This window comes from Tessaracoccus antarcticus (assembly GCF_003688855.1).
In the GTDB taxonomy this organism is placed as follows: domain Bacteria; phylum Actinomycetota; class Actinomycetes; order Propionibacteriales; family Propionibacteriaceae; genus Arachnia; species Arachnia antarctica.
On record NZ_REFW01000005.1, the window covers coordinates 31,738 to 57,508 of the forward strand.

Genomic DNA, 25,771 nt, shown 5'->3' on the forward strand with positions numbered 1-25,771 from the left:
TCCTTACAGTCGTTCATCGACACGCTGGGCCCTGACTGGATCAGCGTCACGCCAACTTGCAAGCGCAAAACTGCTTCACAGCCGTGCCCTGTGGAGATGATTTCCGGGTCATCGGGCAGCAGAACAGGGACTGGATGCGGCGTTGTCCGTGTTGCGACTGTCGCGTCGGTTCTCCCCCGACCGCATCGACTCGGCCTTCCCCTCGCCCTGACCGGACGGGTGAGGTCGCCTCGCCATGCGCACCTGCAATCGGTCCTGGCCATCGGCCAGGACGGCATCGCCGGACTCCAACCGTCTGGGGATGTCGCCGATCGCAAAGGACACGTCCGCGGCGCCACCCACTACGCAGGAGACGCCAAGTGAGCAGCATCGACATCGAGACCAACAGCAAGCTGCTCGAGATAGGCGCCGCAGCGCTGCTGTAGGCGATCGAGGCCCAAGACGACGCACTCGTGATCAGTCTCTCCTGCGGGGACAGGTCACCGAACGGGAACCGGTCATTCTCACGTACGTCGTGAAGGGTCGCTCTTCGGGGAGATCGCCAGGGATCTCTTCGTCAGTGACAAGACGGTGACTTCACATGTCTCGAGCCTGCTGAGGAAACACGTGCAAGAAACTGGATCGATCTCGCGCGCCTTATTGCGAATCAGGACGGACGAGATGCGCTATTTGCGAGATATAAAATGCTTCACCAGCCTACAATGGATAAAATTTATCGAACTAAGTCCTTTCGGGAGCGGCAATGCGTATTCGGCGCAAGGTTTTCGCGGTAGCGGCGGCAGTGATAATGGCTGTGGCATCAGGTGCGCTCGTGGCCCATGCCGACTCCCCGCCCACTGTGTACACCACCCCGGGTGGGCAGATCTCCGGTGGGCGGCTGTGGAACACCACGTGTGAGAAGTACTCCAGCAACGTCGTGCGCTGTCGGGCTGAGATCTGGGGCACGCAGGTGCAGTACCGGGGTGGCCGCTATGTCTCCACCACTGGGTGGATGTTCAACAACCTCACCTATCTCCCGTCGCCGCAGGCTTCGTGGGCGGGGAACAACCTGGCGAGGAACAACGCGGGTTGGACGAGTGCCGGCAGGACGTGGAGGACTGAATGCGACACAGCCACCACGGGACGCGGCGGTTGCCGCAGCTACGTCTGGACCCAGCAGGTGGGTCTGGAGGATGGACAGTACGTCTCTCGGTCCCAATGGGTGTTCAACAACATCGTGCAGTTCTCGACCTCAGCGATTCAGCCAGTTACCAGGGTTCCGCTGTGGATCATCGACCATTCACGGTTGGACTTCACCGGCCTGGTGCCGTCGCCCCTCCAATGGGGAACTTCCATGAAGGACTTGGAGAAGCTGGGGTACTTCTCGCTGGAGCCCAACGAAGAAGGCAACAAGTGGATGGAAAACCCGAGCCTGAACAGGCGGGGCATCTTCACCTGGTTGTGGGATGACGATGAGACCTTCAGGGAAACGATAATTCTCGAACCCCAGATCCGCACAGTGGACGGCGCCCACGTCGGCATGACATTTGCGGAGGTCAAGGCCATCTACGGTGACCGGGTTCATCTGGAGACAAAGCGCAATGGCCAGGACCAGAAGTTCTACACCGCAGTGGTGAAGAAGAATGGGTATGAAGTGGTGTTCTGGAACTGGAAGACCGAAAGTGACCGCCCTTTGGTGGGCTCCGACGTGATCAACGGGATGATGGCCCGCAAGTACTCTAACGAGCGTGAGCCCATCTAGTCGTGGGTCGTTCCTGACGGCATAGGGCCCCACCCGTCAGACGTACGGCCTCATCCCACTGAGCCTCGGGGTTTCCCACGCATGCCCGAAGCATGCGGCCATAGTGCCCGCGCAGAGACTCGAAGTCCCGCATATCGAAGCCTGCGGTGTCGAGGACGTCGATCATGTCGGGGAGAGGATTGAGCTCCCCGTCGGGGACGACGTAGCGCCAGATGAGGAGGCCTTGGCCCGCCTGGTGTGCCTCGGTCCGCGCGTCAGCGGTCGGGAAAATGGTGCGAGGCGATCCGGGTCAGGGAGTCGGTTCGGTAGATGTCGACCCCGGAAGGAGCGACCACATACAGGTCGGCGTCGAAGGGATGGAGGGAGGTGCTGAAGCCGGGGATCTTCAGGGCGCTCATCACCCTCGGTTCGGTCGGGGTGCTGAGGTCCAGCGTGAAGAGCGGGTCGATCTGGCGGTAGCTGACCACGTAGGCGCGCGGGCCCTGGAAGCGCACCGATTGGCTCTGCTCGTTGATACCAGCTTCGGCAGCGACGCGACGACGTTGAGCGCGTCATCGAGTATGAACAAGGTGGGGTACCTCGCCCAGCCTCCGGAGGCGATGGTGCCGTCCATGGTGACCGCGACCCTGAGATGCCCGTCGAAGTGGTCGAGGGCGAACTGGTTCAGCGGTATGCCCGGGATGGAGGCAGTCGCGGCGACGGTGACCGCACCATCGGCGAGTTCGATCCGGACCAGGTCGCTCTTCTGGGCGACTCCGCGCCCTCCGGTGTCCCTGATCAAGGGTGAACTCGGCCGCGGCTGTGGGCTGGTAGGTGGTGGAGGCCAGGAAGAGGCGTCGTCGCTCATGTCGGTGACGTCCGCGCGTCCCATCACCGACGCCGTGTCGAGGCGCTGCCGGGTGGCCAGGTCGATGCTGCTGATCACCTGGAACGACGGTCCCGTCGGACTTGCAGGGATCATCAGGTAGGCGGCGGCCACCGGCGTGACCCCCCGCGCGTCGGCGACGCAGGGAACGAACGTGGCTGGATCATCCGGGTCGACGACGTCGCCGTCGGGGACCGCGTAATCCGTCACCAGGCACAACAGGTCCCTGAAAGTGACCCCCGTATGACGGAGGCTGCACAGGGTGCCAACCTTGTGAAGGCTGGAGACGCAACGCTCAGAAGTCCCACTGCCCCCAATTGGCCAGAGTCCCGGTAGAAGTGCAGCAGCTCCGCCCTGACGAGTAGCCGTCGCAGGTGAGACGACAGCATCGCGAGCAACGTGCCTGGTCCCGCATGATGCGGTGATCGCCGCGCTGCGGGTCGCCGATGGAATCCGACTCCTCAGCCAGCACAGCCACGTTTCTCCGGCTCACTGTCGTCAAATCGTCTCCCAACGACCCCGTGAGACGGACGCCATGCCAGGCACAGGGGCGGGGACCGGGCGCAGGGGACGGTCTCGAAAGTGATTTCCCGCGGACGTCATCCCGGCGTGGCACAGTCACGGATCTGCGAGAAGGCGGTGCATCGCTCGTGGCCTCTGCGACTCCATTAGTGTGTGCCCAACCTCACCGATCGGAGACACATGTCCCAGCATCGACGATGGCGTACCGCAGCAGCGTCGCTCGCGGTAGCCGCCCTCATTCTGACCCCCACAGCAGCCCGCGCCGAGGAAGGCAACACCGGCCGCCTCGACCTCGGCAACCTCGCCGACTTCACCACCACACCCGAGGGATCACCCGGCAAGACCCGCCCCACCGGGGAGTGGTTTGTCGAATTCACCTCGGAACCCACAGCCTCTGGAGGAACGAAGGTCGAGATCCAACGCGACCGCACGAGCTTCACCGCCGAAGCCCGTGCGGCCAACCTCCCGGCCGACGTCACCCACATCTACACCCGCCTGTTCAACGGTGTCACCGTCAAGGCCGACGATGCCCAGGCGAGTCGACTCGTCCATTTGAAGTCCGTGAAGGACGTCTACCCCGTCCTCGCGATGCGTGCGCCCGCAGCCCCGCCGTCGCCCGACATGGCTGCCACGAGATCATCACTGGCGATGATTGGCGCTGACAAGGCGCAAACCGAGCTGGGCTTCACCGGTCGAGGCATCAAGGTGGGCATCATCGACTCGGGCATCGACTACAACCATCCCGACCTTGGCGGCACAGGTGACCAGACGTCTACCACCTTCCCCACCCCGCGGATCGCCTACGGATGGGACTTCATCGGCGACGAGTACAGCCCCTGGCCAGACGAGAACGGCGAGATTCCCCAGCCGAAGCCTGATGCCGACCCCATGGACTGTTTGGGGCACGGCACGCACGTTGCTGGCACCATCGGCGGCGAGGGCAAGGTCCTCGGCGTCGCACCCGAAGCCACACTGGGGGCCTACAAGGTCTTCACCTGCTACGGCGAAACCACCATGGCCATCATCCTCGATGCAATGGAGCGGACAGCCGTCGACGACATGGACGTCGTCAACATGAGCCTCGGTTGGCCCCTGCAGGGCTCCCCCACCCACCCCCTGTCGCAGGCCGCAGATCGACTGGTGGACAGTGGCGTCGTCCTCGTCGTTGCCGCCGGCAACGAGGGCGAATACGGTACGCAGACCCTGCGCGCACCGTCGGTGGCCAAGAAGGCGATATCGGTGGCCTCCTTCGACGCCACCAGCATGACCATGCCCCGAGCGGACTTCACTCCAGCCATGGGAGAGCCGATCACGTCGGGCTACACCGCGCTGTCCACCGCCCCGGTGCCGACGGGTTTCTCGGGCGAACTGGCCACCTTCAGCGATCCGCTGCAGTGCAAGCCGGATCCCACGCTGTCCGGCAAGGTCGCCTTCTTCAGCGGCAATGGCGGCTGCAACCTGCAGCGTCGCACCCAGTTGGCACTCGCCTCCGGCGCCATCGGGGTCGTGGCCTATGCGGACTTCTTCTGGGAAACAGTGGACAGCGACCAAGCGCCTGCCATCGGCATCCTGACGCCCACCGGACAGCAGGTGCTTGAGGCGATGAAGGCCGGTCCTGTGACCTTCAGCGTGCCCGGCACGTTCATCGACGACCCGAACCCCTACACCCCCGGCCTCGCGTCCTCGTTCACGTCGTGGGGTCTCGCCGCAGACCTGAGTCTGAAGCCTGACATGGGCGCACCCGGCGGGGGGATCTTCTCCACCCTCCCCCTCAGCATGGGCGGCTCCGGTGTCTACTCGGGAACCTCGATGGCCAGCCCCCACGTCGCGGGTTCCGTCGCTCTCATGCTGCAGAGCAACCCCGGGCTCACACCCCTGGAGGTCCGCGAACGCCTCCAGAACAGTGCAACCCCGGCCCTCTACTCATTCATGCCCGACTCCGGAGTCCTGGATGCCGCCCACCGCCAGGGAGCCGGTCTCATCCACGTCGACAGGTCCATCACCCTGACGTCGCGGGTCTCCCCCGCCACGTTGTCCACGGGCCAGTCGGCAGATGGCCCGTTCAAGCAGAGAATGACCCTGACCAACGCCACCGACGCCCCCATGACGTGGGCCACGTCGTACGAGGACGCGGTGACCTCATCGGTTGCATGGAGTGAGGGCCGTCTGCAGGACCAGCCCGACTTCACGAAGGAGAACACGCAGGTCGCCTTCTCCTCCGCATCGGTCACGGTCCCCGCGAAGGGAAGCGCCACCGTGGACGTCACCATCGTCCCGTCAGCGGACACCGCCGATACCGCCACCTACAGCGGCTTCCTGCACTTCACCTCCGGGGCGGAATCTGTACAGGTTCCGTTCGCGGGCATCAAGGGCGACTGGAGCGACGCGCCCACTCTCCTGGGCAACGACAGCGACTACCCACCCCGTCAGGGAGTGCTGTACGAGTGCATGGAATGGGTCGACCGGTTGTGCGTCGACGAGATGCCGATGTACGGCGAACTGGACCCCTCCGAAGACCCGGCCTACATGCCCTTCATGTATCCGGCGGTGCAGTACATGTTGGGGACGCAACCCGCATCTGTGACGGTGGCTGTTCTGAGGGCCACTGCTGGCGGCCAGCCCATCGAGGACACCGAGCAGGTTGCCAATATCGCGCGTGACCCGTGGCGCTCACCCGATGGCAACGTCAGCTCATGGGATGGTCAGTGGGTCGATGAGACCACCGGGGAGCTCGACACAGCAGCCGAGGGGATGTACGCGCTGCGGCTCCACGTCGCGAACCACGACAACCCGGTCCGGACCGTGACATGGACATCGCCCGCATTCCTCTGGGAGGACACTCCGGTCGATCCCGAGCCAGAACCCGAACCAACGGCGACGCCCACTCCGACACCGAAGCCAACACCGAAGCCGACGGAAAAGCCGGACGTGTACAACACACCCGGCCTCCACGAGGTCAACGGGCGCAAGTGGTTCACCGCCTGCGAGCCCTACTCGCAGACCATGCGGTGCCGCACGATGATCTGGGCCACTCAGGTCACCCAAAGCAACGGTGTCTTCCAGCAGAGCAACGGCTGGGTGTTCAACAACCTCACGTACCTGCCCCAGATGAAGCGCGCCCAGTGGCGTGCCAATCCCCTGGCGGTCACCGGTAAATGGACGTCTGCCGATGGCCGGCGGTGGCGCACCGAATGCGACACAGCCCTCACTGGGCGCGGCGGCTGCCGCTCCTTCACCACGGCGAGCGTCATCGAGGCCACACCACGGGCAGGCGGCGGCTACACCTACCAGTGGGCGAGCAAGGAGATCTTCAACAACATGGTCCGGTTCGCGAAGAACTGACGTCCGGCATTCTCCACCACAACAGCACACCTGCGGCCGGTCCCCGAGGGACCGGCCGCCGGTGTGCAATGCCTTTCACTGGGCGATGCGCACGGGCGGACCGTCCACCCGTAGGGATCACCGGCTTGATGGACCCTGTGGACATGGCCGGTATGGACCACCGGCCACGCCCTCGTCCCTAAGCTGAGACAGCGACCTCCCACGCGAGTGCCGTGATGGCGACAGTTCTGTGCACGGTCCACCGAACGGAGGCTCCGACGTGAGGGATATCACAACCCTGACTGCGACCCTCACCCGATACGCGCGCCAGAGCTTGGGCCTCCAACAGCCGCGCAGGGTACTGGTGACCACGACCGTCCGACTCACGACGGCCGCCGTACTCGCCTACCTGATCACCGTCTGGCTGATTACCGGGCCGGTGGATCTCACCTGCGCGTTGACGGCTCTGCTGGTGACCCAGACTTCGGCGCGGTCATCACTGCGGATGGGTGTGGTGCGCGTCGGCGCAGTGCTGACCGGAGTGCTCGTGGCAATTGGGGTCTCAACATGGGTGGGGTTGACCTGGTGGTCCCTGGCCGTGGTGATTGCCTTGTCCCTCGTGCTGGCCGCATTTCTACGACTCGGAGATCAAGCCCTGGAGACCCCCATCAGCGCGATGCTGATCCTCGCGGTCGGCGGCCAGGAAATAGCCGCCGAGACCCGTGTCTTCACCACGCTGATTGGGGCCGGGGTCGGAATGTCGTTCAACCTGTTGCTGCCTCCCCGCCTGCCCGTCGGAACCGCCGTGCGTCAGGTTCGCGACGTCGCCATCGCGGAAGCAGGGTCGTTGCGCGAGGCCGGATGGTCGATGATGCAGCGGCCTGTCACCCGGGGCGAGGTGGCAACATGGCTGGACACTGTCCGCGACATCTCCGGCATCGCCCGCCTGGCGCACGGGACCGTCAGCACCATTGAGGAACTGCGGCACCTCAATACTCGCTCGCCCAGCACTCCCCGGGTTGAGCCAATTTTGCGCAGCGGACTCGATGCATTGGAACGTTCCTTGTACGCAGTGAGGGGGCTGTATTTCTTGATGCACGAGGAGGCACCGGAGATCAGCACCCTTGACGATGGATACGGCGATGATGTCCGGTTTGCCTTCGCAGTCCTTCTGGAACACGTCGCGGATTCTGTCGAGAGCTTCGGTGCGCTCGTGCAGGCCGACGCGGAAGGCTCCGACGACCAGGTCAATGAGAGTCTCGCGACGAGCCTTGACGCCAGCGGCGAAGCCATGGCGATCCTGACGGAGCTCCTCATGGTCGATCCCCGCGATGAAACCTCACTGTGGCTTCTACGCGGCTCCATCCTGGTCGCAGTGCGGCAGGCAGTCGAACCACTACGACTGCAGGATCGGGCCCGCCTCCGAACAGAGCGGGACTCACGCCGAAAAATGTCTCGTCCCGTTGGCGTGGTGGCACGGGGCGTCGCCCATCATGGAAATCGTCTGAGGCGGCGCGCTTCAGGGGCCGGCCGTGGAGGCCCACCCTGAGCGGATCAACCGCGATAACGTGGCACCATGTCTCAGGCTGTGGCGATGCCCCGCTCGCGTTCAGCGATAGCGGCAACGAGTTTTAGAGCTCGGCCTCCGATGACGAGCCGCTCAGGCACTGATGTCGCAGTGGGGGTGGCCGTGACCTTCACGCCAAGAAACCCTGTCCCGCTCCCGCGAGCCGCTTCGATCGTCTCGCGGATCTCGTCGGCACCGAGCAGACTCGCACTCCAGGACGACGGACTGGCACCCGCGCCCCGCGGAGCGATGTGCCCGTCAGACCAGGGCGCACCCCAAGGTCCCTCGACATCGCTCGCACCCGAGAACATGATCCCCGACAGGAGCCCAGCCTGAGCGGCCAGAGCCACGTGTTCTGATGGCGTGCGGGTGGAGCGTCCCTCGATGGCGGAGCGTCCCCAGTTGATGGACAGGCCGACGCGATCATCGGAGATCGACGCGAGGACACCCAGCTCCTCCGACACCTCAAGGAAGCCCTTCTCCGGTGGATGCCCCGGTCGCGTGGCGTCGCAATGCTCCACCACCAGGGCGGTGCCATCGGAGTCCAGCCGCAGCAGCTCCGTGAGGGAAGCCTCCAACGCGGACGTGGACGCCTGGGCCCGTCGGGGTGCACTGTGCACCTCGATGGCCCGAATGCGGCGTCGTCCACTGTGGTCCGCGGTGATGCGTGCCAACTCCAACGCACGTCGAACATCGGCGACGGCCGCCTCCCGCCCCGAGGGGTCCTGTGAGGCCAGGCCGTAATGCGGGTCGGATGCCAGCCGTCCCATGACCGTGGGGATGCAGGTGATCACAAGATCCCAGCTGTCGGCCACGACTGCGGGAAGTCCGTTGCGCAGTGGGCCAAGGCAGCTGCGCTCGCCCAGAGCTTCTGCCAACGGCATCTCGAGAGCCGCCACCAACGGCTGCATCTCGAGCCCCCGGTACGCCGCTGCCAGTTCAACATCCGGCACCCCGTTGAACAGCGCGTATGCGCCAAGAACAAGTCCGTCTGCCATGATCCTGCTCACCACCTTTGGTTGTATGGACAAAGAGTCCCACGATGCGTGCGATCAGGGGCTCGTGGATCGGCGTTGAGGTCATTTTTACGTTTCCGGTCAATCTTCCCGAGGATCTCATCTGGCGTCTTGGTCCAAGATGAACGGGTGTTCACGGGTGTTGCAACCGTTGACAAAGCCGTGGACCTTGGTCATGAAATCGCGGACGGAGATGAAGGAGCCGCGGCGGATGGCTTGGCGCGCGATCATCCTGAACCAGACCTCGACCAGGTTCAGCCACGACCCCGACGTCGGGGTGAAGTGGACGTCTACCCGGGGGTTGGCTGCTAGCCAGTCGCGGATCTCGATGCGTTCGTGGGCGGGGTGGTTGCCCATCACTCAGTGCAGCTCCTGGTTGGGCTAGGCGCGAGCGATGTGTTTGAGGAAGCCGAGGAACTCCTCGTGTCGGTGCCGACTCAACCAGTGCGTCAGCCCCAGGCTCTTCGGTGGTGGCGTCAACGTCGCGATGAGGACCGCTGCATCATCGAGCACTTGTGGGCGGCCGGGTCGCTGGGCATCAACCAGCCCGTCCAATCCGGATTCCAGGGAGCGCTTCCGCCACAGATTCACCGTCGGACGCGAGACCCCGGCGAGGTCAGCGACATACGCATTCGAGGTGCCCTGGGCTGCGAGAAGCACGATCCGGGCTCGATTCAGGTCGAACTCTACGAAAAGGCAGACAACAACTGCAACGTTCAACCTTCACATGGCAATATCGTCGAGATACTCATTGCGTCGACGACCGGGCTGTGGCACAGGGACCGCCTGTTCTACCGCCTCAGGTTCGTCGGGACACCTGCGCCGCATCACTGACCTCGCCAATCAGCCGTTCAACAACGTCCTCCAACATCGCAGCTCCCACCGGCACGTCGGAGTCGGTGACAACGGCAAAGTGGGTGCCTCCCGCCTGCATCGTCTTGAGGGCGACTTCCAGGGTGGCCTCCCGGGGGATGGTGGCCAACGGCCGGATCACGAGGCGGTTCAAGGGCTGGTGCGCCTGTTCAGTCGTCAAGCGAAGAAAGTCCTTGAGGTGGACGTACCCGACCAGATGACCATCGGAAGTCGAAACGGGGAAACGCGAATACCCGGTACGGACGAACTCTTGCTCCACTTGGGCCGCAGTCGCTTCTCGTGGCACCGTGACGAGATCAGACAGGGGCAGCATGACTGAGTCGACCCTCTCGCTGCTCATGGTGACCGATCCGGACAGAAGCTGGTGCTCGTTGTCTTCCAAGAGGCCCTCCTGGCGCGACTCCGCGATGAAGGCGGCCACTTCCTCCGTGGTGAAGGCCGACGCCACCTCATCCTTCGGGCTCACCTTCACCAGGCGGAGGAAGAGGTTCGCAACCCAGTTGAGGAACACAATGAGCGGTCGCAGAACCAGCACGATGCCGTACAAGACGGGAGCGAGGACCAGCGCAGTGCGTTCGGGTCCTGCGATGGCGATGTTCTTTGGCACCATTTCTCCCAACACCATGTGCAGGAACACGACGATGGCCAGGGCAATGATGAAGGCAAGGGTGTGGAGGAGAGCACCGTCCACGCCGATGCTGGCCAAGGGGAGTTCCAGGGCGTGAGCCACGGCCGGCTCGGCGATCGCACCGAGACCGAGTGAGCACATCGTGATGCCCAATTGTGCCCCCGCCATCATGAGCGAAACACGCTCCATCGCACGAAGCGTGATGCGTGCAGCCCGTGAACCGGTAGCAGCGGTCGGTTCGATCTGGGTGCGACGGGCCGCGATGAGTGCGAACTCGGCGCCCACAAAGAATGCATTGCCGGCCAACAGGACAATGGCGACGAGCATGGGAGCGAGATCAATCATCGGTGGAGCCTTCCAGGTCGAGTTCCTCGATGGTCAGGACCAACCGGTCGACCCGCCATCCGTCAAGTCTGGTGACCTGGAGCCGCGCCGCCATCGGCGTGGGCACACCATCCTGTTCCGTTCGAGACTCGTCCTGCACCTCGAGGATCACCTCGTCGCCAACCTGCGGGAACCGCCCCAAGCGCTCGGTGATGAGGCCTCCCAGGGTGTCGGACTCGCGACCTTCGGGGATTTTCAGTTCCAGCGCCTCACCCACCTCGTCAGGGCGCAGGAGACCGGACAGCGACCAGTGCTGCTCACCAAGCTGGCGGTAGCCACGAGCGGGGATGTCCTGCTCATCGTCGATCTCGCCGACGATCTCCTCGACCACATCCTCGAGGGTCACGATGCCGTCCGTGCCGCCGTACTCGTCAACGACGACGGCCATCTGCACGCCGAGGCGGAGGACCTCGAGGACCGAGCCAAGCGGCATCGTGGACGGCACCGCCCTGACGGGGCGAAGGAGCCCGGCAATCGACGTGTGGCTGCGCTTGTCAGTGGGCACGGCGAGGGCATCCTTGAAGTGGACCACTCCGAGGATCTCATCCACACTGTCCTTCATGACCGGGAAGCGCGCGTGCCCGGTGGAGGCAGCGGTGTCGAGAACATCCGATGCGCTCTGGCTGATGTCGAGGAACCGCACCCGGGGACGCGGGGTCATGGCATCCGAGGCGGTGATGTCCTTCATGGACACCGAGTGCTCCAGCCGTCGGGCGAGGTCCTCACCCAGGGTGCCCTGCCGAGCTGAGCGCGCCGCCAACGATCCGAGTTCCTGCGCAGACCGGGCAGAGGCGAGTTCTTCCTGGGGCTCGATCCCCAGCGCACGCACGATGGCATTGGCCGCGCCGTTGAGGAACCAGAGAAGAGGTGAGCTCAGCCAGGTGAATCCTCGCTGAAATCCGACGACAGCGCGACCCACCTTGAGCGGCTCGGCGATGGCCCAGTTCTTCGGTACGAGTTCACCGAACACCATCTGCGCCAACGTGGCTATCAGGAACGCGGCGGTGAAGGCGACCACGGCGGCAGTTTGGGCGGGAAGACCCAGCCGCTCGATCGGGGTCTGCAGGAGCGCCGCGATGGAAGGCTCGGCGATGAACCCGACCACGAGGCTCGTGACCGTGATCCCCAGCTGGGCTCCGGACAGCTGAGTGGACAGTGTTCTAAGCCCCGCCCGCACGGAGGCGACCTTGGGATCCTCCTCTGCCAATCGCGCCACCGTCGGTCGGTCCACGGTCACCAGGGCGAACTCGGCTGCGACGAAAGCAGCGTTCGCGCCGATGAGTGCCACCACGAGGAGCAACAGCAGCCACTCGGTCAGCACCGGGAATTCTCCGTCGGTCCAGGGAGAAACCGGGATGTTTCGGCCCCGAGGGGCCCTGTACTTTGACCGTCGTTCACACCATCATCCTAGATGAGTGTGAACATCCGAGGTCCGCGGTGGATGCTGGCTGGACCTTGCCCATGATCGGGCCGAGGCCGTGGGAACTCGTCGCGGACGTGCCTCGGGAGCCATGGACAGGTCACGTTCGCCGTGGTGTCATGGAGGCAACCGCCCACGAACAAAGATGGCTGACCATGGATGAGAGCAACTCGGCCGCAGCAGACTCGGATGCGTTCGTTTTTTTCGGCGCCACCGGCGACCTCGCGCACAAAAAGATTTTTCCGGCCCTGTATTCGATGGTGAAGGCCGGGACATTGAGCGTGCCCGTGATCGGCGTCGCATCCTCGCAGTGGGGGTTGCCCCAGTTCAGCGACCACGTCCGTGACAGCGTGACCAGTTCCGGTGAGGTGACGAGGGACGATGAGGACCTGGATCGGTTGCTGTCCCTGCTGGGCTACGTCGACGGTGACTACAGCGAACCGTCGACCTTCGCGGCGTTGAAGGAGGCGCTGGGATCTGCGAAGCGACCGGCGCACTACCTGGCGATACCCCCGTCATTGTTCACCACGGTGATCGAAGGGCTGCGGGATGCCGGATTGAACCGCGACGCTCGCGTCATCGTCGAGAAGCCTTTTGGTCGAGATCTGGACTCCGCCCGGCAACTGAACCGTGTGATTCGCTCCGCCTTCGAGGAGTCCGCGATCTTCCGGATCGACCACTACCTCGGCAAGGAGGAGATCATGAACCTCCTCTACTTCCGGTTCGCAAACTCTTTTCTCGAGCCGATCTGGAACCGTGACCACGTCTCCAGTGTCCAGATCACGCTCGCTGAGACGTTCGGCGTGCAGGGTCGTGGCGCCTTCTACGAGACTGCGGGGTGCCTGCGTGACGTGGTCGAGAACCACATGTTCCAGATCGTTGCGTTGCTCGCGATGGAGCCGCCCGCCTACCAGGGTTATCAGGCGGTTCAGGACGAGAAGGTCAAGGTGTTCAGGGCGATGCAGCCGCTGGGCGTGGATGACATCGTCCGCGGGCAGTTCACGGGATACCGCGACGAAGCGGGAGTGGCCCCCCACTCCGATGTCGAGACCTTCTGCGCCCTCCGGTTGTCCATCAACTCGTGGCGCTGGGCGGGTGTTCCGTGGTACCTGCGTTCCGGAAAATGCCTGCCGTCAGGCGCTGCGGAGGTGGTCGTCGAACTCAAGCCACCGCCGCAACCTCTCTTCTCCGACTCTGCGCCCGCCCGTGGCAGGGCGAATTACTTCCGTTTCCGTCTCTCCCCCAACCCGGAGATTGCAATCGCCGCACGGGTCAAGCGCGCTGGCGAGGAGTTCGTCGGTGACCAGCGCGAGCTCACGCTCTTCAACGGACAGCCGGGGGAAGAGCAGCCCTACCAGAGGCTTCTGGGCGATGCCCTGGCCGGAGAGGGTGCGCTCTACACGCGCGAGGACAGCATCGAGGCGGCCTGGGCCGTCGTGGAACCTGTCCTGGAGCACCACCACCGAGCACTCCCCTACGCGCCGGGCACGTGGGGTCCCGAGCAGGCAGAAGCGCTGATCGCCGGGGACGGGCGCTGGCACAACCCTGATGCCGACGAAATGGTGCATCCTGCGCCGTGACGATGTGTAGGCATCCGCCCGGGACGATGCAGGACCTTTCAGCGCTGCCGTGTGGCCGACTCCCCGGTGACGTCGCCAACGCGCACGTGGTGGCTCTCTGGGCAGGTGATGCCGGAGGCCACGTCCCGGATCTGCTCCGCCCATGAACAAGCAGCCTCAGGGATGGCTGATCAGTGGAGGGCTATGACGCAATACTGAACCCATGACCAACTCGATCCACGGCCGCCACCCCGCCCGTGCAGTCGCCGTGATGGTGTTGTTCACCGCGTTGAGTGGCTGCACCCTGTTCCAGGACGACATGTGCGTCGAAGGGGAGCAACCGGTCTATGCGCTGAACCACCCGAATGGGGGTGCCTGCATCGCAGATGAGGCACCAGTCCCCGAGGGATTCGCGAAATATCCTGAGAAGCGGGTCCCACACAAGGTGGGCGACCAGTACGACCGATGGCCGTTGGCCGAGGACTACCCCTGGGCGGACGAAGTCGGCTGATCCTGGAGAACGGTGCTTCGTGCAACCGGTTGTCATCCACATCTCGTGACCCGCGTCCACGCGACGTTGCGTGAACCGGGTTGCCGTCATCTGCATCGTCTGCGCGTGATACTTCTTTCATGAGCACCGAAGAACGAAGACGGCAACTCGGGGACAGTGACGCACCCGTGGAGGGTGAGATCGCAGAGTCCTTCGACCGCATCGTGGAGGAGGGAGCCGAGCGCCTCGCCAGGTCTTGGTGGACCGTGCTCATCACCGGGACCTTTGGTGGATTGGAAGTTGGCCTGGGAGTGATGGCCTATCTGGCGGTCATGCATGAAACGCAGAATCATCTGCTGGCCGGTTTGGCCTTCGGCATTGGTTTCATCGCCCTGCTCCTGGCGAAGAGCGAGCTGTTCACAGAAGGTTTCCTCGTCCCGATCACCGCGGTCGCCGCCAAGGAGGCCAGCATCGGCCAACTCATGAAACTGTGGGGTGGGACTCTGGTGATGAACCTCGTCGGGGGCTGGCTCTTCATGTGGATCGTCGTGCAGGCGTTCCCGCAATGGAAGCCCGAACTGGCAGCCGCCGCCATGCATTTCGTGGACGCCGGATTCTCTGTACAGTCCGTCTGCCTGGCGGTGCTGGGTGGCAGCACCATCACTGTGATGACACGCATGCAGCACGGCACCGACTCGGACCCCGCGAAGATCATTGCTGCCATGGCGGGCGGTTTCCTGCTGGCAGGTCTGCAACTGTTCCACTCCATCCTTGATTCCCTGCTCATCTTTGGTGCCATTCACGCTGGTGTGGCGGTGACGTACGCAGACTGGATCGGATGGTTCGGCTACACCCTGGTGTTCAACATGCTCGGGGGGCTGCTCCTGGTCACGGCGTTGCGTCTGTTGCGCAACAAGGACTTGCTCCAGGAGCGTCGACAAGCCGCACCCGAGGACCCGGATGCAGTGAGGTGATCTGTTCGGCACCGGCCCCACGTCACGCAGTCTCGCCCCCTCCACGCGAGCGGACCGTCCGGGCGCGTCCAGCGGGTTCGCCGTACCAGGCACCACCACCGGGCAGTATGTGACCATGATTGATTTTGGCCTCCGGCAAGAGGTGGCGCTGGTCACCGGCGCGTCCAGTGGTATCGGGCAGGCCATCGCACTGGCCCTGGGAGAGTCCGGCGTCGCCGTCGGGTGTGCTGCACGGTCAGGGGTACGCGCTGCCGAGACGGTGAGCCGGATCCAGAGCGCCGGCGGTCGCGCCCTGGCCATCGAATGGGATGTGACAAACCCCGAACAGGCGGCCGCGGCTGTAGCGTCGGTGGAGCAGAGGTTCGGCCCCCTCAGCCTTGCCGTGAACAACGCCGGGGTCGGCGCGGGCACGCCAGCGCTGGAGCTGTCCCCCAGTGCGTGGCAGAGCGTCTTCGACACCAACGTGAACGGGGTGTTCTACTCCTGCCAGGCGGAGGCGCGGGTCATGCAGCAGCATGGACGAGGAGCCATCGTGAACATCGCCTCGATCTCCGCAACCATCGCCAATCGCAACCTGACACAGGTGCAATACAACTCCAGCAAGGCTGCGGTCGTCCACCTGACCAAGTCGCTGGCGGTGGAGTGGGCGCCGCTCGGGATCCGGGTCAACGCCGTCAGCCCCGGCTACACACTCACCCCCATGAATCGCCGCCCGGAGGTAGCCGATCTCGTCGCGGAGTTCGCCGACACCACACCGCTGGGCCGACTCGCCGACCCGCAGGAGATCGCCGGCCCGGTCCTGTTCCTGCTGGGCCCTGCGGCCAGCTACATCACCGGGGTCGACCTGCTGGTCGACGGCGGTTACTGCTGCTGGTAGCGGGACCGCAGAGGAGTAGCACATGTCCCGGCTGCCGTTGGGCCGCCCCGGCGTACTCGCCGTCCGACCCGTGGACGATAGTGGGGTATGGCGAAATATGCGGAGAACGCTGCAATCAACCTGCGGCTCGGGATGCTGGGGCTGCCCATGCCGGAGCACTCGCGCCACAGCGCGGGCCAGGAACTTGTCCAGCCGATCCTCGCGCGACAGCGCGAACTGAACCGTCGGCTCGCCCACAGGCTGCCCGCTGTGGACTCACGGATCCAGTCGTTCCTGGACAGCTACCTGGAGGGTACGGGCACCTCCCCCCAGCTGCCGAAACAGACCTTCGTTCTGGACCAGCCGGGCCTGGCGCGTTCCCTCTCCCTGCCCATGGACGGCGACCAGTTCGCCTCCGAACACCTGACGAGCTATCGCCTCGTCAACGGGGTGCTGCACAACCCCACCAACGACCGCCGCACCACCAAGGGCGTGTTCCACATCGCCGAGGGCGGCCTGCCCATCCAGGACGACAAGATCGCCGTCCCGCGCGAGGTGTTCGGTCGCATCATGGAGGCCGCGTTCCAGCCTCCCACCGACGCCATGGTCCTGCCCTACGGCGCCGATGAGGTCGAACCCCCGAAATGCTGGGCGTCGCTGCAACTGCGACCCATCGTCGTGCCCGCCGTCCCCGGCTTCTCCCGTGAACGCACGCTGGAGATCCGGTTCTTCGCGCCGGGCACGCTCATGGCCAACCTCGACTTCGTGGAGGGCATCTTCGGTAACGCCGGCGACCCGTACCTCCCCCAGAACGACGCGTCCCTGGACCCCGAATCCTGGACCGGCCACACGGGCGCAGTGGTCCTTGCACCCCACCTCACGAAGCTCAACAAGAAGGAGCTGGGCCTGCCGCATGTCGACGACGCCACAAAACGCCAGCGCCGCGACGGCATGTGCTGGGAGAGCGAGGACGAGCTGTACAACCACGGCACCGCGTTCAAGCTGTGCGCCCGCGACGAGCGCGGCGTCATCGTCACGGTCATCGCCGACAACTACTTCGGGTACTGCAAGAAGGAGGTGAAGGCGCAGATCAGCTACTCCGCCAACCTCACGGGTCTCGTGGAGGAGGAGCACTCCGGCGGCGCCATCGTCTTCCCCCGCTACAACCTGGGCGGCCATTTTTCGCACAACTGCGACCCCGCGTACAGCCTCGCCGACGTCGTGGCCCGCGACCCGCAACGCTTCGTGCCGCAACACCAGGGACATGCCCTGGACCGGGAGAACCGCCACGTGGTGCTGGTCCCCGCCGGCACCACCTACAGCATCTCCGACGGAAGCGTCTCGTGGGAAGTGGCTGGCGTCAAGGGCCACATCCAGTTGAGAGCCGAAACCAGCTACATGGGTCCTGACGGCTACATGGTGGACCTGCACCACGTGGACACCGACGGCAGCCAGTGGACCCTCGTGGGCACCTCACCTGACGCCACCGCGTGCCACAAGCCGGCCACCGTCTCCGGTGGGGGCAAGTCGGAGATCTCGAAGGCCATCACCGATGCCATCATCTCCGGCAACGCCTACGTCGCCGACATCGACGCCGACATCGCCGCCGTCCAGGCCATTCTCGACCGGGACTACACGGGACGCTTCGTTGATCCGGCCCGCGAGCCGTCACAGTTTCGCCCCATCCTTTCCGAGCGCCGCAGCATCGGCAGCGTCATCAAGCTGATGTCCCCGAACTCTGATTACACGCCCGAGTACAACGAGTGGCTCGAGTCCATCCCGCACCACATCAAGGAACTCCTGTACGTGGTCAAACGCTTCAACCGCCCGGAGTGGGGGGATGACTGGCCCAGCCACTTCTCCACCGGCATCGTCAACGGCCGCAAGGGCACCTCGCTCCGCGTCGACGGCGAGAAGGTGCACGTCAACATGCTCCGCGTCGGCTTCGAGCCCGACGGCTCCTGGCGGCTCTTCGGCCTGCGCCACGACTTCCACCCCGCCGCCAAGGTGCAGACCGAGGACGACATCACCGCCAGCATCATCGCCCCCCCGCGGGTGACCGGTATGGACGTGTCACGCAAGTTCGTCACCAACTGCGAGCGGCTTCTGTTCCAGCGCCCCGACGACGCCATCCACCGCGGCTACGACAAGCAGGCCGAGGCCGACATCGCCTCCGGCGGCACCTTCCTCTCAAACTTTCAGCCCCTGACGCGCGACGACGCCAAGAAGTTGGTGGAGGACGCCATCGCGTTCAGCAAGTTCTCCCCGCCCATCCAGGGACTCATCCGTCGCTCGGCCGCCGGCGGCGAGGCGCTCCCGAAGTACTTCGTCTCGTCCGCCCATCCCAGGTTGGTGAACGGCAAGCCGTCGAAGAACCCGCGCTACCTGCAGGTGCGCCCCGACCTGGCGGACCCCCAGGCCACAGCGATCGCCGATCTCGCCACGCACCTCTTCCGCAAGCAGCCCACAGACACCCTGAGCGCGCACAGCGTCGACGTGGTGGCGGCAGGTCGGCGCAACAACGCCGCCGAGCCTGGCGTGCCCCCGTTGTGCTCCTACTCGCCGCTGCACTGGATGGACCTGCCCGAACTGCTCATGGAGTTCATCAGCTCCATGACGGGCAAGTCGCCGTCGACGACCGGTGCCGGCTCGGAGGGCGCCATGACCAAGGGGCCGTTCAACCCACTGCCCTCGATCATCGACCTCAACGCCGCCTTCCTGTCGTTCGCCCTCACCGAGTACGACGGATGGCTCTCCAGCGCCGGCGTGATCGGCCCGAAGGTCCGCGTGGACCATGACATCAGCCTGCTCGTGCCCGAGGTGTTCTCCCGCATGACCCCGGCCGAGCGCGACGCCGCCTCCCTCATCAAGGAAGGCTGCCTCGAGCCGCTGGAGGACTTCGACCACGACGGCGAGACCGTCCTGGCAAGCCGGCTCGGATACCGGATGACGTCGAAGTTCACATCCAAGTACTTTGGCCGGATCTTCCTCCACCCGCACGTCGTGTTCACCGAGCAGATGCTGCGTCCGGAACAGCAGGACATGGACACCTTCGCTGAAGCGATCCGTACCATCGTCACCACGCATCAGCGCGTGGCACAGACCTACATCGACGACGGCACCATCGCGTTGGCCGTCCCCCCTGTCAGGGCACTGCTCGAGGTGATGGCGACGGGTGCCACGGCCGAGGGCCTGACGCTGAAGGACCCGGAATTTCGTGAAACGTTCACCCGCCGCTCGGTGGTGGACTCCTCCTGGTACACGGCGCGTCTGGTGTCCCAGCGCGACACCGACATCGCACACGCGGAGCACGCCCTGGCTGCCATGGCTGACTTCACGTCCAAGGAACTCCACCGCGACACCTCCGAGCGGTTGGGCATCATCGCCAAGACCTCTGCAGTCTCGGCCCACCTCGCGGAACTCAGGGCCGACACGGACGCCAACACCTACGTCGGCACTCTGGGTCGCCAGGTCACGTGGCGGATCTGACGGCCCCCGCGCGCTCGGCCCGGCGATGACTCACGGCACCACCAGGTCGTTCACACATCGCCGCACGGAGTCACCCACGACGTAGCGGGCCAGCAGTCGTTGAGCTGCCAGAGGATGTATTCGCCAGAGGATGTATTCGAGGGTGCGACATAAGTGGGAACGGAAATGCCCCACGACAATGAAGAAGTCGTCAAGACGGTCGTGACCGCCACCACACGGCGGTGTTGGGACGAAGGATTCGAGTGTCTCCCGGTGCGGCAGAGTCGCTGGTGATCAGGATCTGATCACCAGCGGGAAGTAGGTGGTTTCGCGTGCCCATGTTGACGATGCACTGGACGCCCGATCCACGGCGCAACGCGAGAACGTCCGGGCCCCGGTCCAACCACTCGACCACCGGATCGTCGTGGGCGAAGTACTGGCGGCGCAGGAGTAGCGCCCGCCGGTAGAGCGCGAGCGTTGAATGCGGTTGGTGCTGCTGTACGTCAACTGCTTGGTCCGCCCAGCGCGACGGCTGCGGAAGCCACGGGGCAGCTGTTGGAGGCACAGTGCTGAATCCCAGACCCGGTGCGTTGGCCCGCCACGGCAACGGCACTCGACAGCCGTCCCGACCCGGGTTCGTGCCGCCGGAGCGGGCCACCATCGGGTCCTGAAGAACGCCCTGGGGCAGGTCCTCAACCTCGTCCAGGCCCAGCTCCTCCCCCTGATAGATGTAAAAGGAACCGGGGAGTGACATCAACAACAGCGCCATGGCACGCGCCCGCTCCCGTCCCAGCTGCACATCTGTCTCGATGCCCCACGCCTTGTCCGCGAACGAGAAGCCGGTGTCCCGGCGTCCGTAACGTGTCGCCGCTCGCGTGACGTCATGGTTTCCCAGCACCCATGCCGGAGGTGCAGCCAGCCGCTCATGGGTCCGCAGGGTGTCCTCGATCGCTGCGCGCAATCTCGTCAGCTGCCATGGGCTGGCCATGACGTCGAACCCGAAGACGGTGTGGAGCTCATCCGGCCCGACGTAGCGGGCCAACCGGTCGCGATCCTCAAGCCACACCTCCCCCACGAGCAACTTCGAATCCGTGTAGGAGTCCGCAACCTTCCTCCAGCTGCGGTAGATCTCGTGCACCTCATCGCGATCTTCAAACGGATGACCACGGGCAGTCACGTCATCCCCCACCTCTGGAAGGGTCGGGTCCTTCATCAGCAGAGCAGCCGAGTCGATCCGAACTCCAGACACACCCCGATCGAACCAGAATCGGAGAATCTCCTCGTACTCGGCGCGAACCTCAGGATGATTCCAGTTGAGGTCCGGCTGTCCGGGTGAAAAGAGGTGGAGATACCACTGGTCGCTGCCCCCTGGGGCCCTCGACCACGTCCCCCCGCCGAACGGCGAGACCCAACCCGTGGGGGGAGAGGCGCCCCCGGGCCCCACCCCGTCCCGGAACCAGAACCGGGCGCGCTCGGGAGAACCCTTTGCCGATGCCACAGCGGCCGTGAACCATCGATGATCTGAGGCAACGTGATTCGCTACGACGTCGATGATGCTCCGCATCCCCATGTCGAGGGCCTCCAGGATCAGTTCCTCGGCCTCCTGCAGCGTCCCGAGGACTGGATCAATGTCGCGGTGGTCCGTGACGTCGTAGCCGCCGTCGGCCTGTGGTGAGACGTACCACGGCGTGAACCACAGTGCATCCACTCCCAGGTCGCGGAGGTAGGGCAGATGCGCCCGGACGCCGGCCAGATCGCCCACACCATCGCCATTGCCGTCGGCGAAGCTCTTGGGATAGATCTGGTAGATCACTGCCTGGTGCCACCAGGGCCCATCGGAACTCATGGCTCAACTCCTCGGTCTTTCGCCACGTCAACCTGCGCGTTTCAGCCCTCGATTCCACGCTGGAAATCATGGTGCCACGTGGTGCGGTCACAGGGTTTCCGTCTTCATCAGGCCGGACAGCTCAACGGTGCTCTCCACGCCCTCGCCCCACCGGATCCAGAGCTGCTCGGCATTGGCAGTCAATGCGATGCGGGGCACCGACAGGGTGCTCCGCGCATCAACTCTCGTGGGGGTTTGACGATCCAGGCACAACATCGCGGCGAACCACTGGTGCGGCGTCACGGGGGCCGTCAGCCAGGGGGTGAGGGTCGTGCCGCCCAACGGTGAGACGTCGTGCTCACGACGCACACCCGCCGTATCGAAACCGGCCGCGCCGAACACGAGCGAGCGGAGGCCGCCCAACAAAGCCCCCGCCCGCACGTCGGCGCCGTTGGACCACTGGTACGTGGGTTCGTCCCCGGAGACGGCCCAGCCGCCCAGTCGTAGCGTCATCCCCGTGATGGGCGAAAGGTTCTCGGGAAGCTCCTCGATCCGGACGAGCCTGATCTCCCAGGGGCCTCGCAGCACGGAGACCGTGCGCAGCGCAGCAGCATCGACGGCCTCACCGGAGGCCCCCGGGCCGTAGTCGAGGTACTCCGACGCCTCTGTCAGCCAATGGGCTCGAGCCACGGACGAGCCGACCGCCACCTCGGCGCCGACGTGGCTGAGCCCGATGGTGCCCGTCGTGAAGCCGGTGCGATGCGTCGAGCGTCCCGATGGGTCGAGCAGCACGACCGATTGCTCGACTGGATCGGTGCGAGCGGCAGCTGTCATCCTGGGCGACGTCACCGTGGAATAGCCGAACTCTGCGTAGTTGGGCGCATCGCCGGCCTGCAGACCTGCCCGACCGTAGTCGGTGCCGTGGTTGATCACCCTGACGATGCCGTCGGCCTTGGTCCCGCTGACCAACCAACCGGGCGCGCGTATGGTGAACAATTGATCCGAGAGCTCCAACGGCAGTGGCTCCTCCCGACTCGTCCATACGGGATCGGTGGGAGGGAGGGAGAGCCCGAGCATCCCCTTCACCGCCCAGTACGGCGAGGACGGACCGGAATAGTGCTGGGCCATCGCTGGCCACGACCCATGCCACCCCACGCTGAGCAGCGCTGACGCGGCGCCTTCCTGCCCGAGGTGGGGCGCGAAGTGCGCCATGACACCCGAAGCGGCCCGACGAAGCACTCCGGAACTCAGCGAGGGGACGCGACTGATGGCGCCCACCCAGAACGGGGCTGCCGCGGCGAACCGGTAGATCAGGCTACGACCCTGGAACAACGGAGACCCGTCACCACCGATGAGCCGGACAGCGTCGAGGAGGTAGCGGTCCAACCGGTCCCGATCACGCTCCAGCCTGTCCGCAGCGAGGTCCTCCGCGGCACTCATGCGTGCCCACAGGGCCGGATACAGGTGCAGTGCCCACCCGCCGTAATGGTCAAAGGCGCGCAGTGGCCCGTCTGCGATCCATCCGTCCGGCCGCTGGAAGGAATCGTGGAATGCCAGGTCCGTCTCGATTTCCTCCCTGGACCACGGACCGTCCACCGAGCGCAGGAAGGTCTGGACGATGACGCGAAACCAGCGCCAGTTGTTGTGGGGATAGGCGTCATCGCCGACGACGACAGCGAGGTACGAGACCACCTGCTGCTGGACACGATCGTCGAGTCGATCCCAGATCCACGGCCGCGTCATGTCGAGAATGAGCGCCACCGATGCAGCTTCCACCTTCGCCTGGCCTGACTCGTCGGGGCGGACCCACCGCCCGGAATTGTCCGGGTCCGTTCCGTGTGCGAGGCCCTCGGAGTACCACTGCGCCAGGCCGAGTGGGTCCTGCCCCCCTTCCCCCGCGAGCCGAAAGCCGGCGAGAAGGAAGGTTCTGGCGAACCCCTCCAGGCCGTCCACGTCGCGGCCGAAAGCCCCGTGGGGCCCCGGGGGGACTATCTGCGCATGATCGTCCGAAGCACACGCACGCACGGCCAGCAGCATTCTGTCGGCCAGGCCCGCCCACCGACGACGACTCCATCCGGTGAACGGAGCGAGTTGGTCTTCCACCATGCGTCGACTCCTCTCTGCACACAGCTAACACCCTTGCGGGACGCGCGTGACTGCCTTGACGGATCAAGCGCCCAGTTCAGTGTGCCCAGACGTATTCCGTTGACCCCGGGGGCGGTTACAGTCTCGATCATTGGGAGCCCCTCCCCCTCGGATTGGTCGGGATGGTTGTGGAAAGGACGCTGGTGTCCAAGTCAGCCGCACTACCGGAGGCGTCGTCCGGCGAGACCGTCGCCGGCATCAGACCGCGCAAAAAATTGACCCATCGGTTCGGGCGCGACAAGACTTTGCTGTTGATGTGCGTGCCGGGTCTGGCTGTCCTGATCACCTTTCACTACGCCGCCCTGGCCGGAAACGTGATCGCGTGGAAGGACTACAAGCCCTACCTGAGTATCGCCACCAGTGATTGGGTGGGGTGGGACAACTTCAAGGTGATCACGGAAGGCGATCCCGCGTTCCTCGGGGCCGTACGCAACACTCTCGTCCTCACGCTCATTCAGAGTGTCCTGGTGTTTCCGGCACCCATCATTCTGGCGCTGCTGCTGAACAGCGTCATGTCGCTCCGGATCAAGCGCGCGGTGCAGAGCGTGCTGTATCTGCCGCACTTCCTGAGCTGGGTGGTCGTCGTCGCTGTGTTCCAGTCGATCCTGGGCGGCGGTGGCCTCATCAACTCCTTCCTGCGCCAGCATGGGGCGACGACCCTCGACATCATTGGCAATCCCGACCTGTTCATCGCACTACTGACAAGCCAGGTCATGTGGAAGGACACCGGCTGGGCCACGATCCTGTTCCTGGCGGCGCTCTCCGGCATCGATTCCTCGTTGTACGAGGCGACTGCTGTCGACGGCGCGTCAAGATGGCGACAGATCTGGCACGTGACGCTGCCAGGCCTGCGCGGCGTCATCATCCTGCTGTTGATTCTGCGCCTGGGAGATTCACTGTCTGTGGGCTTCGAACAGATCATCCTGCAACAGCGCGCGGTGGGTATCGATGCCAGCGAGGTCATCGACACCTACGTCTTCAACCATGGGGTCGTCGGCAATTCCTGGGGCGAGGCCACCGCGGTGGGTCTCGTCAAGGGCGTGATCGGCACGCTACTGGTGCTGGGCGCCAACAAACTGGCCCACGTGTTCGGGGAACAGGGAGTGTACAAAGCATGAGCAACGTCACACCGGTGCGACCGGACGTCAACGCCCCCACGACTTCGACGACACGATCCCTGCGCGGACGTCGTCGAGGAACGCTCGAGAACGGACAGCAGGCCCCCAACGGGGGTGAAAGGCTGCTCATCGGCGTGGTCCTGGCGGTCTGCACAGCGGCCGTGATGATCCCCTTCCTCGGCATCATCTCCACGTCACTGTCCACCTCTGAGCACCTCAACCAGGCTGGCGGCTTCACGCTGTGGCCTGACGGCTTCCACATCGGCGCCTATGTCTCGATCCTGACCGGCGGTGTGGTGACTCGCGCACTGCTCGTCAGCATCGGCGTCACCACGGTCGGCACGCTGCTGAGCCTCGCCGTGAGCTCCATGATGGCGTTCGGCCTTTCCCGCCCTGGAAGCCTTCTCCACAAACCCATCCTTCTGGTGCTGCTGTTCAGCCTGCTCTTCAGCCCCGGACTCATTCCGCTCTATCTGACGGTCAAGCAGGTTGGCCTCCTCAACTCGTACTGGTCACTGATCCTGCCGGGCCTCATCAGCGCATTCAACGTCATCGTGCTGCGCGCTTTCTTCATGAACATTCCCAACGAGTTGTTCGAGTCGGCGCGCCTGGACGGAGCCTCGGACTGGCACATCTTCACCCGACTGGTGCTGCCGCTGTCGAAAGCAGTGCTCGCAGTCATTGGCCTGTTCTACGCGGTCGGCTACTGGAACTCGTTCTTCAACGCCCTCCTCTATCTCTCCGACCAGAGCAAGTGGCCGCTCACGCTCGTCATGCGCACCTACGTCCTTGACAACGCCCAACTGTCGCAGGGTGATCTCGGTGCTGCCGTCGACGCGCTTCCGCCGCAACCCGCGCTCCAGATGGCCATGCTGATCATCGCCATCTTCCCCATCCTGTGCGTATACCCCTTCCTGCAGAAGCACTTCACCACGGGCATGCTGACCGGTGCGGTGAAGGGTTGATCCGACGCGCGTTCCCTCACCACACCACACCACA

General features: G+C 64.7%; 18 protein-coding genes and 2 pseudogenes. 10 read left to right on the forward strand and 10 right to left on the reverse strand.

Features of this window, described 5'->3' with window-relative positions:
* The first annotated feature begins 787 nt into the window (after positions 1–787).
* Positions 788–1,741 (forward strand): hypothetical protein, encoded by a 954-nt coding sequence (locus EAX62_RS14970; protein ID WP_147454128.1) that lies wholly within the window; start codon positions 788–790, stop codon positions 1,739–1,741.
* On the opposite strand, the gene EAX62_RS17560 is transcribed toward EAX62_RS14970, so the two are convergent.
* The 3 genes and pseudogenes from EAX62_RS17560 to EAX62_RS14985 all read right to left on the reverse strand — a co-directional run.
* Positions 1,719–2,012: a class I SAM-dependent methyltransferase gene (locus EAX62_RS17560; protein ID WP_121902543.1), complete on the reverse strand. Its 294-nt coding sequence runs from the start codon at positions 2,010–2,012 to the stop codon at positions 1,719–1,721. The genes EAX62_RS14970 and EAX62_RS17560 overlap by 23 nt on opposite strands.
* Positions 1,996–2,139 carry a beta-propeller domain-containing protein gene (locus tag EAX62_RS17200; protein ID WP_233557994.1) on the reverse strand — a complete coding sequence of 48 codons (144 nt, stop codon included), beginning with the start codon at positions 2,137–2,139 and terminating at the stop codon, positions 1,996–1,998. Before EAX62_RS17200 ends, EAX62_RS17560 begins: the two co-directional genes overlap by 17 nt.
* 3 nt (positions 2,140–2,142) lie before the next feature.
* Positions 2,143–2,816: pseudogene (locus tag EAX62_RS14985) on the reverse strand (beta-propeller domain-containing protein); the annotation flags it as partial.
* A 492-nt stretch (positions 2,817–3,308) separates the two neighbouring features.
* On the opposite strand from EAX62_RS14985, the gene EAX62_RS17405 reads away from it, so the two are divergent.
* Positions 3,309–6,470 (forward strand): S8 family peptidase, encoded by a 3,162-nt coding sequence (locus EAX62_RS17405; protein ID WP_121902546.1) that lies wholly within the window; start codon positions 3,309–3,311, stop codon positions 6,468–6,470.
* A gap of 343 nt (positions 6,471–6,813) precedes the next feature.
* On the forward strand, positions 6,814–7,998 hold the full coding sequence (locus tag EAX62_RS14995) for an FUSC family protein (RefSeq protein WP_158600697.1): 1,185 nt from the start codon (positions 6,814–6,816) through the stop codon (positions 7,996–7,998).
* Positions 7,999–8,030: 32 nt separating this feature from the next.
* Here the strand turns inward: EAX62_RS14995 and EAX62_RS15000 are convergent, their stop codons facing one another.
* From EAX62_RS15000 to EAX62_RS15015, 5 genes and pseudogenes are all read right to left on the reverse strand, one after another.
* Positions 8,031–9,014 carry a DUF4862 family protein gene (locus EAX62_RS15000; protein ID WP_147454129.1) on the reverse strand — a complete coding sequence of 328 codons (984 nt, stop codon included), beginning with the start codon at positions 9,012–9,014 and terminating at the stop codon, positions 8,031–8,033.
* A gap of 251 nt (positions 9,015–9,265) precedes the next feature.
* Positions 9,266–9,350 (reverse strand): annotated as a pseudogene (locus tag EAX62_RS17565) (hypothetical protein); the annotation flags it as partial.
* Between the two features lie 63 nt (positions 9,351–9,413).
* Positions 9,414–9,692 (reverse strand): helix-turn-helix domain-containing protein, encoded by a 279-nt coding sequence (locus EAX62_RS17570; RefSeq protein WP_199711323.1) that lies wholly within the window; start codon positions 9,690–9,692, stop codon positions 9,414–9,416.
* A 139-nt stretch (positions 9,693–9,831) separates the two neighbouring features.
* Positions 9,832–10,878 (reverse strand): hemolysin family protein, encoded by a 1,047-nt coding sequence (locus EAX62_RS15010; RefSeq protein WP_121902549.1) that lies wholly within the window; start codon positions 10,876–10,878, stop codon positions 9,832–9,834.
* A complete protein-coding gene (locus EAX62_RS15015) occupies positions 10,871–12,238 on the reverse strand; it encodes a hemolysin family protein (protein ID WP_199711324.1) in 1,368 nt (455 codons plus the stop codon). Before EAX62_RS15015 ends, EAX62_RS15010 begins: the two co-directional genes overlap by 8 nt.
* A 254-nt stretch (positions 12,239–12,492) precedes the next feature.
* Here EAX62_RS15015 and zwf point away from each other — a divergent pair, with 254 nt between their 5' ends.
* The 5 genes from zwf to EAX62_RS15040 all read left to right on the forward strand — a co-directional run bounded on the left by zwf (position 12,493) and on the right by EAX62_RS15040 (position 19,705).
* A complete protein-coding gene (gene zwf, locus EAX62_RS15020) occupies positions 12,493–13,917 on the forward strand; it encodes a glucose-6-phosphate dehydrogenase (RefSeq protein WP_121902656.1) in 1,425 nt (474 codons plus the stop codon).
* 202 nt (positions 13,918–14,119) lie between these two features.
* Positions 14,120–14,407 (forward strand): hypothetical protein, encoded by a 288-nt coding sequence (locus EAX62_RS15025; protein ID WP_121902550.1) that lies wholly within the window; start codon positions 14,120–14,122, stop codon positions 14,405–14,407.
* A gap of 119 nt (positions 14,408–14,526) precedes the next feature.
* The gene (locus tag EAX62_RS15030) at positions 14,527–15,360 is read left to right on the forward strand and encodes a formate/nitrite transporter family protein (RefSeq protein WP_121902551.1); all 834 of its coding nucleotides are present in this window, start codon (positions 14,527–14,529) and stop codon (positions 15,358–15,360) included.
* Positions 15,361–15,475: 115 nt separating this feature from the next.
* A complete protein-coding gene (locus EAX62_RS15035; protein WP_121902552.1) occupies positions 15,476–16,237 on the forward strand; it encodes a glucose 1-dehydrogenase in 762 nt (253 codons plus the stop codon).
* Between the two features lie 87 nt (positions 16,238–16,324).
* Positions 16,325–19,705, forward strand: a complete 3,381-nt coding sequence (locus tag EAX62_RS15040; protein WP_121902553.1) for a hypothetical protein — start codon at positions 16,325–16,327, stop codon at positions 19,703–19,705.
* A gap of 190 nt (positions 19,706–19,895) precedes the next feature.
* Here the strand turns inward: EAX62_RS15040 and EAX62_RS15045 are convergent, their stop codons facing one another.
* A complete protein-coding gene (locus EAX62_RS15045; protein WP_121902554.1) occupies positions 19,896–21,530 on the reverse strand; it encodes a glycoside hydrolase family 13 protein in 1,635 nt (544 codons plus the stop codon).
* Positions 21,531–21,617: 87 nt separating this feature from the next.
* On the reverse strand, positions 21,618–23,615 hold the full coding sequence (locus EAX62_RS15050; RefSeq protein WP_121902555.1) for a DUF2264 domain-containing protein: 1,998 nt from the start codon (positions 23,613–23,615) through the stop codon (positions 21,618–21,620).
* A gap of 182 nt (positions 23,616–23,797) precedes the next feature.
* Between EAX62_RS15050 and EAX62_RS15055 the strand changes: the two genes are divergently transcribed.
* Together EAX62_RS15055 and EAX62_RS15060 are read left to right on the forward strand one after the other, a co-directional pair.
* Positions 23,798–24,772 carry an ABC transporter permease gene (locus tag EAX62_RS15055; protein ID WP_233557996.1) on the forward strand — a complete coding sequence of 325 codons (975 nt, stop codon included), beginning with the start codon at positions 23,798–23,800 and terminating at the stop codon, positions 24,770–24,772.
* Positions 24,769–25,737, forward strand: coding sequence for a carbohydrate ABC transporter permease (locus EAX62_RS15060; protein ID WP_121902556.1), 969 nt, complete (start codon positions 24,769–24,771; stop codon positions 25,735–25,737). The genes EAX62_RS15055 and EAX62_RS15060 overlap by 4 nt, the downstream gene beginning before the upstream one ends.
* Positions 25,738–25,771: the final 34 nt, after the last annotated feature.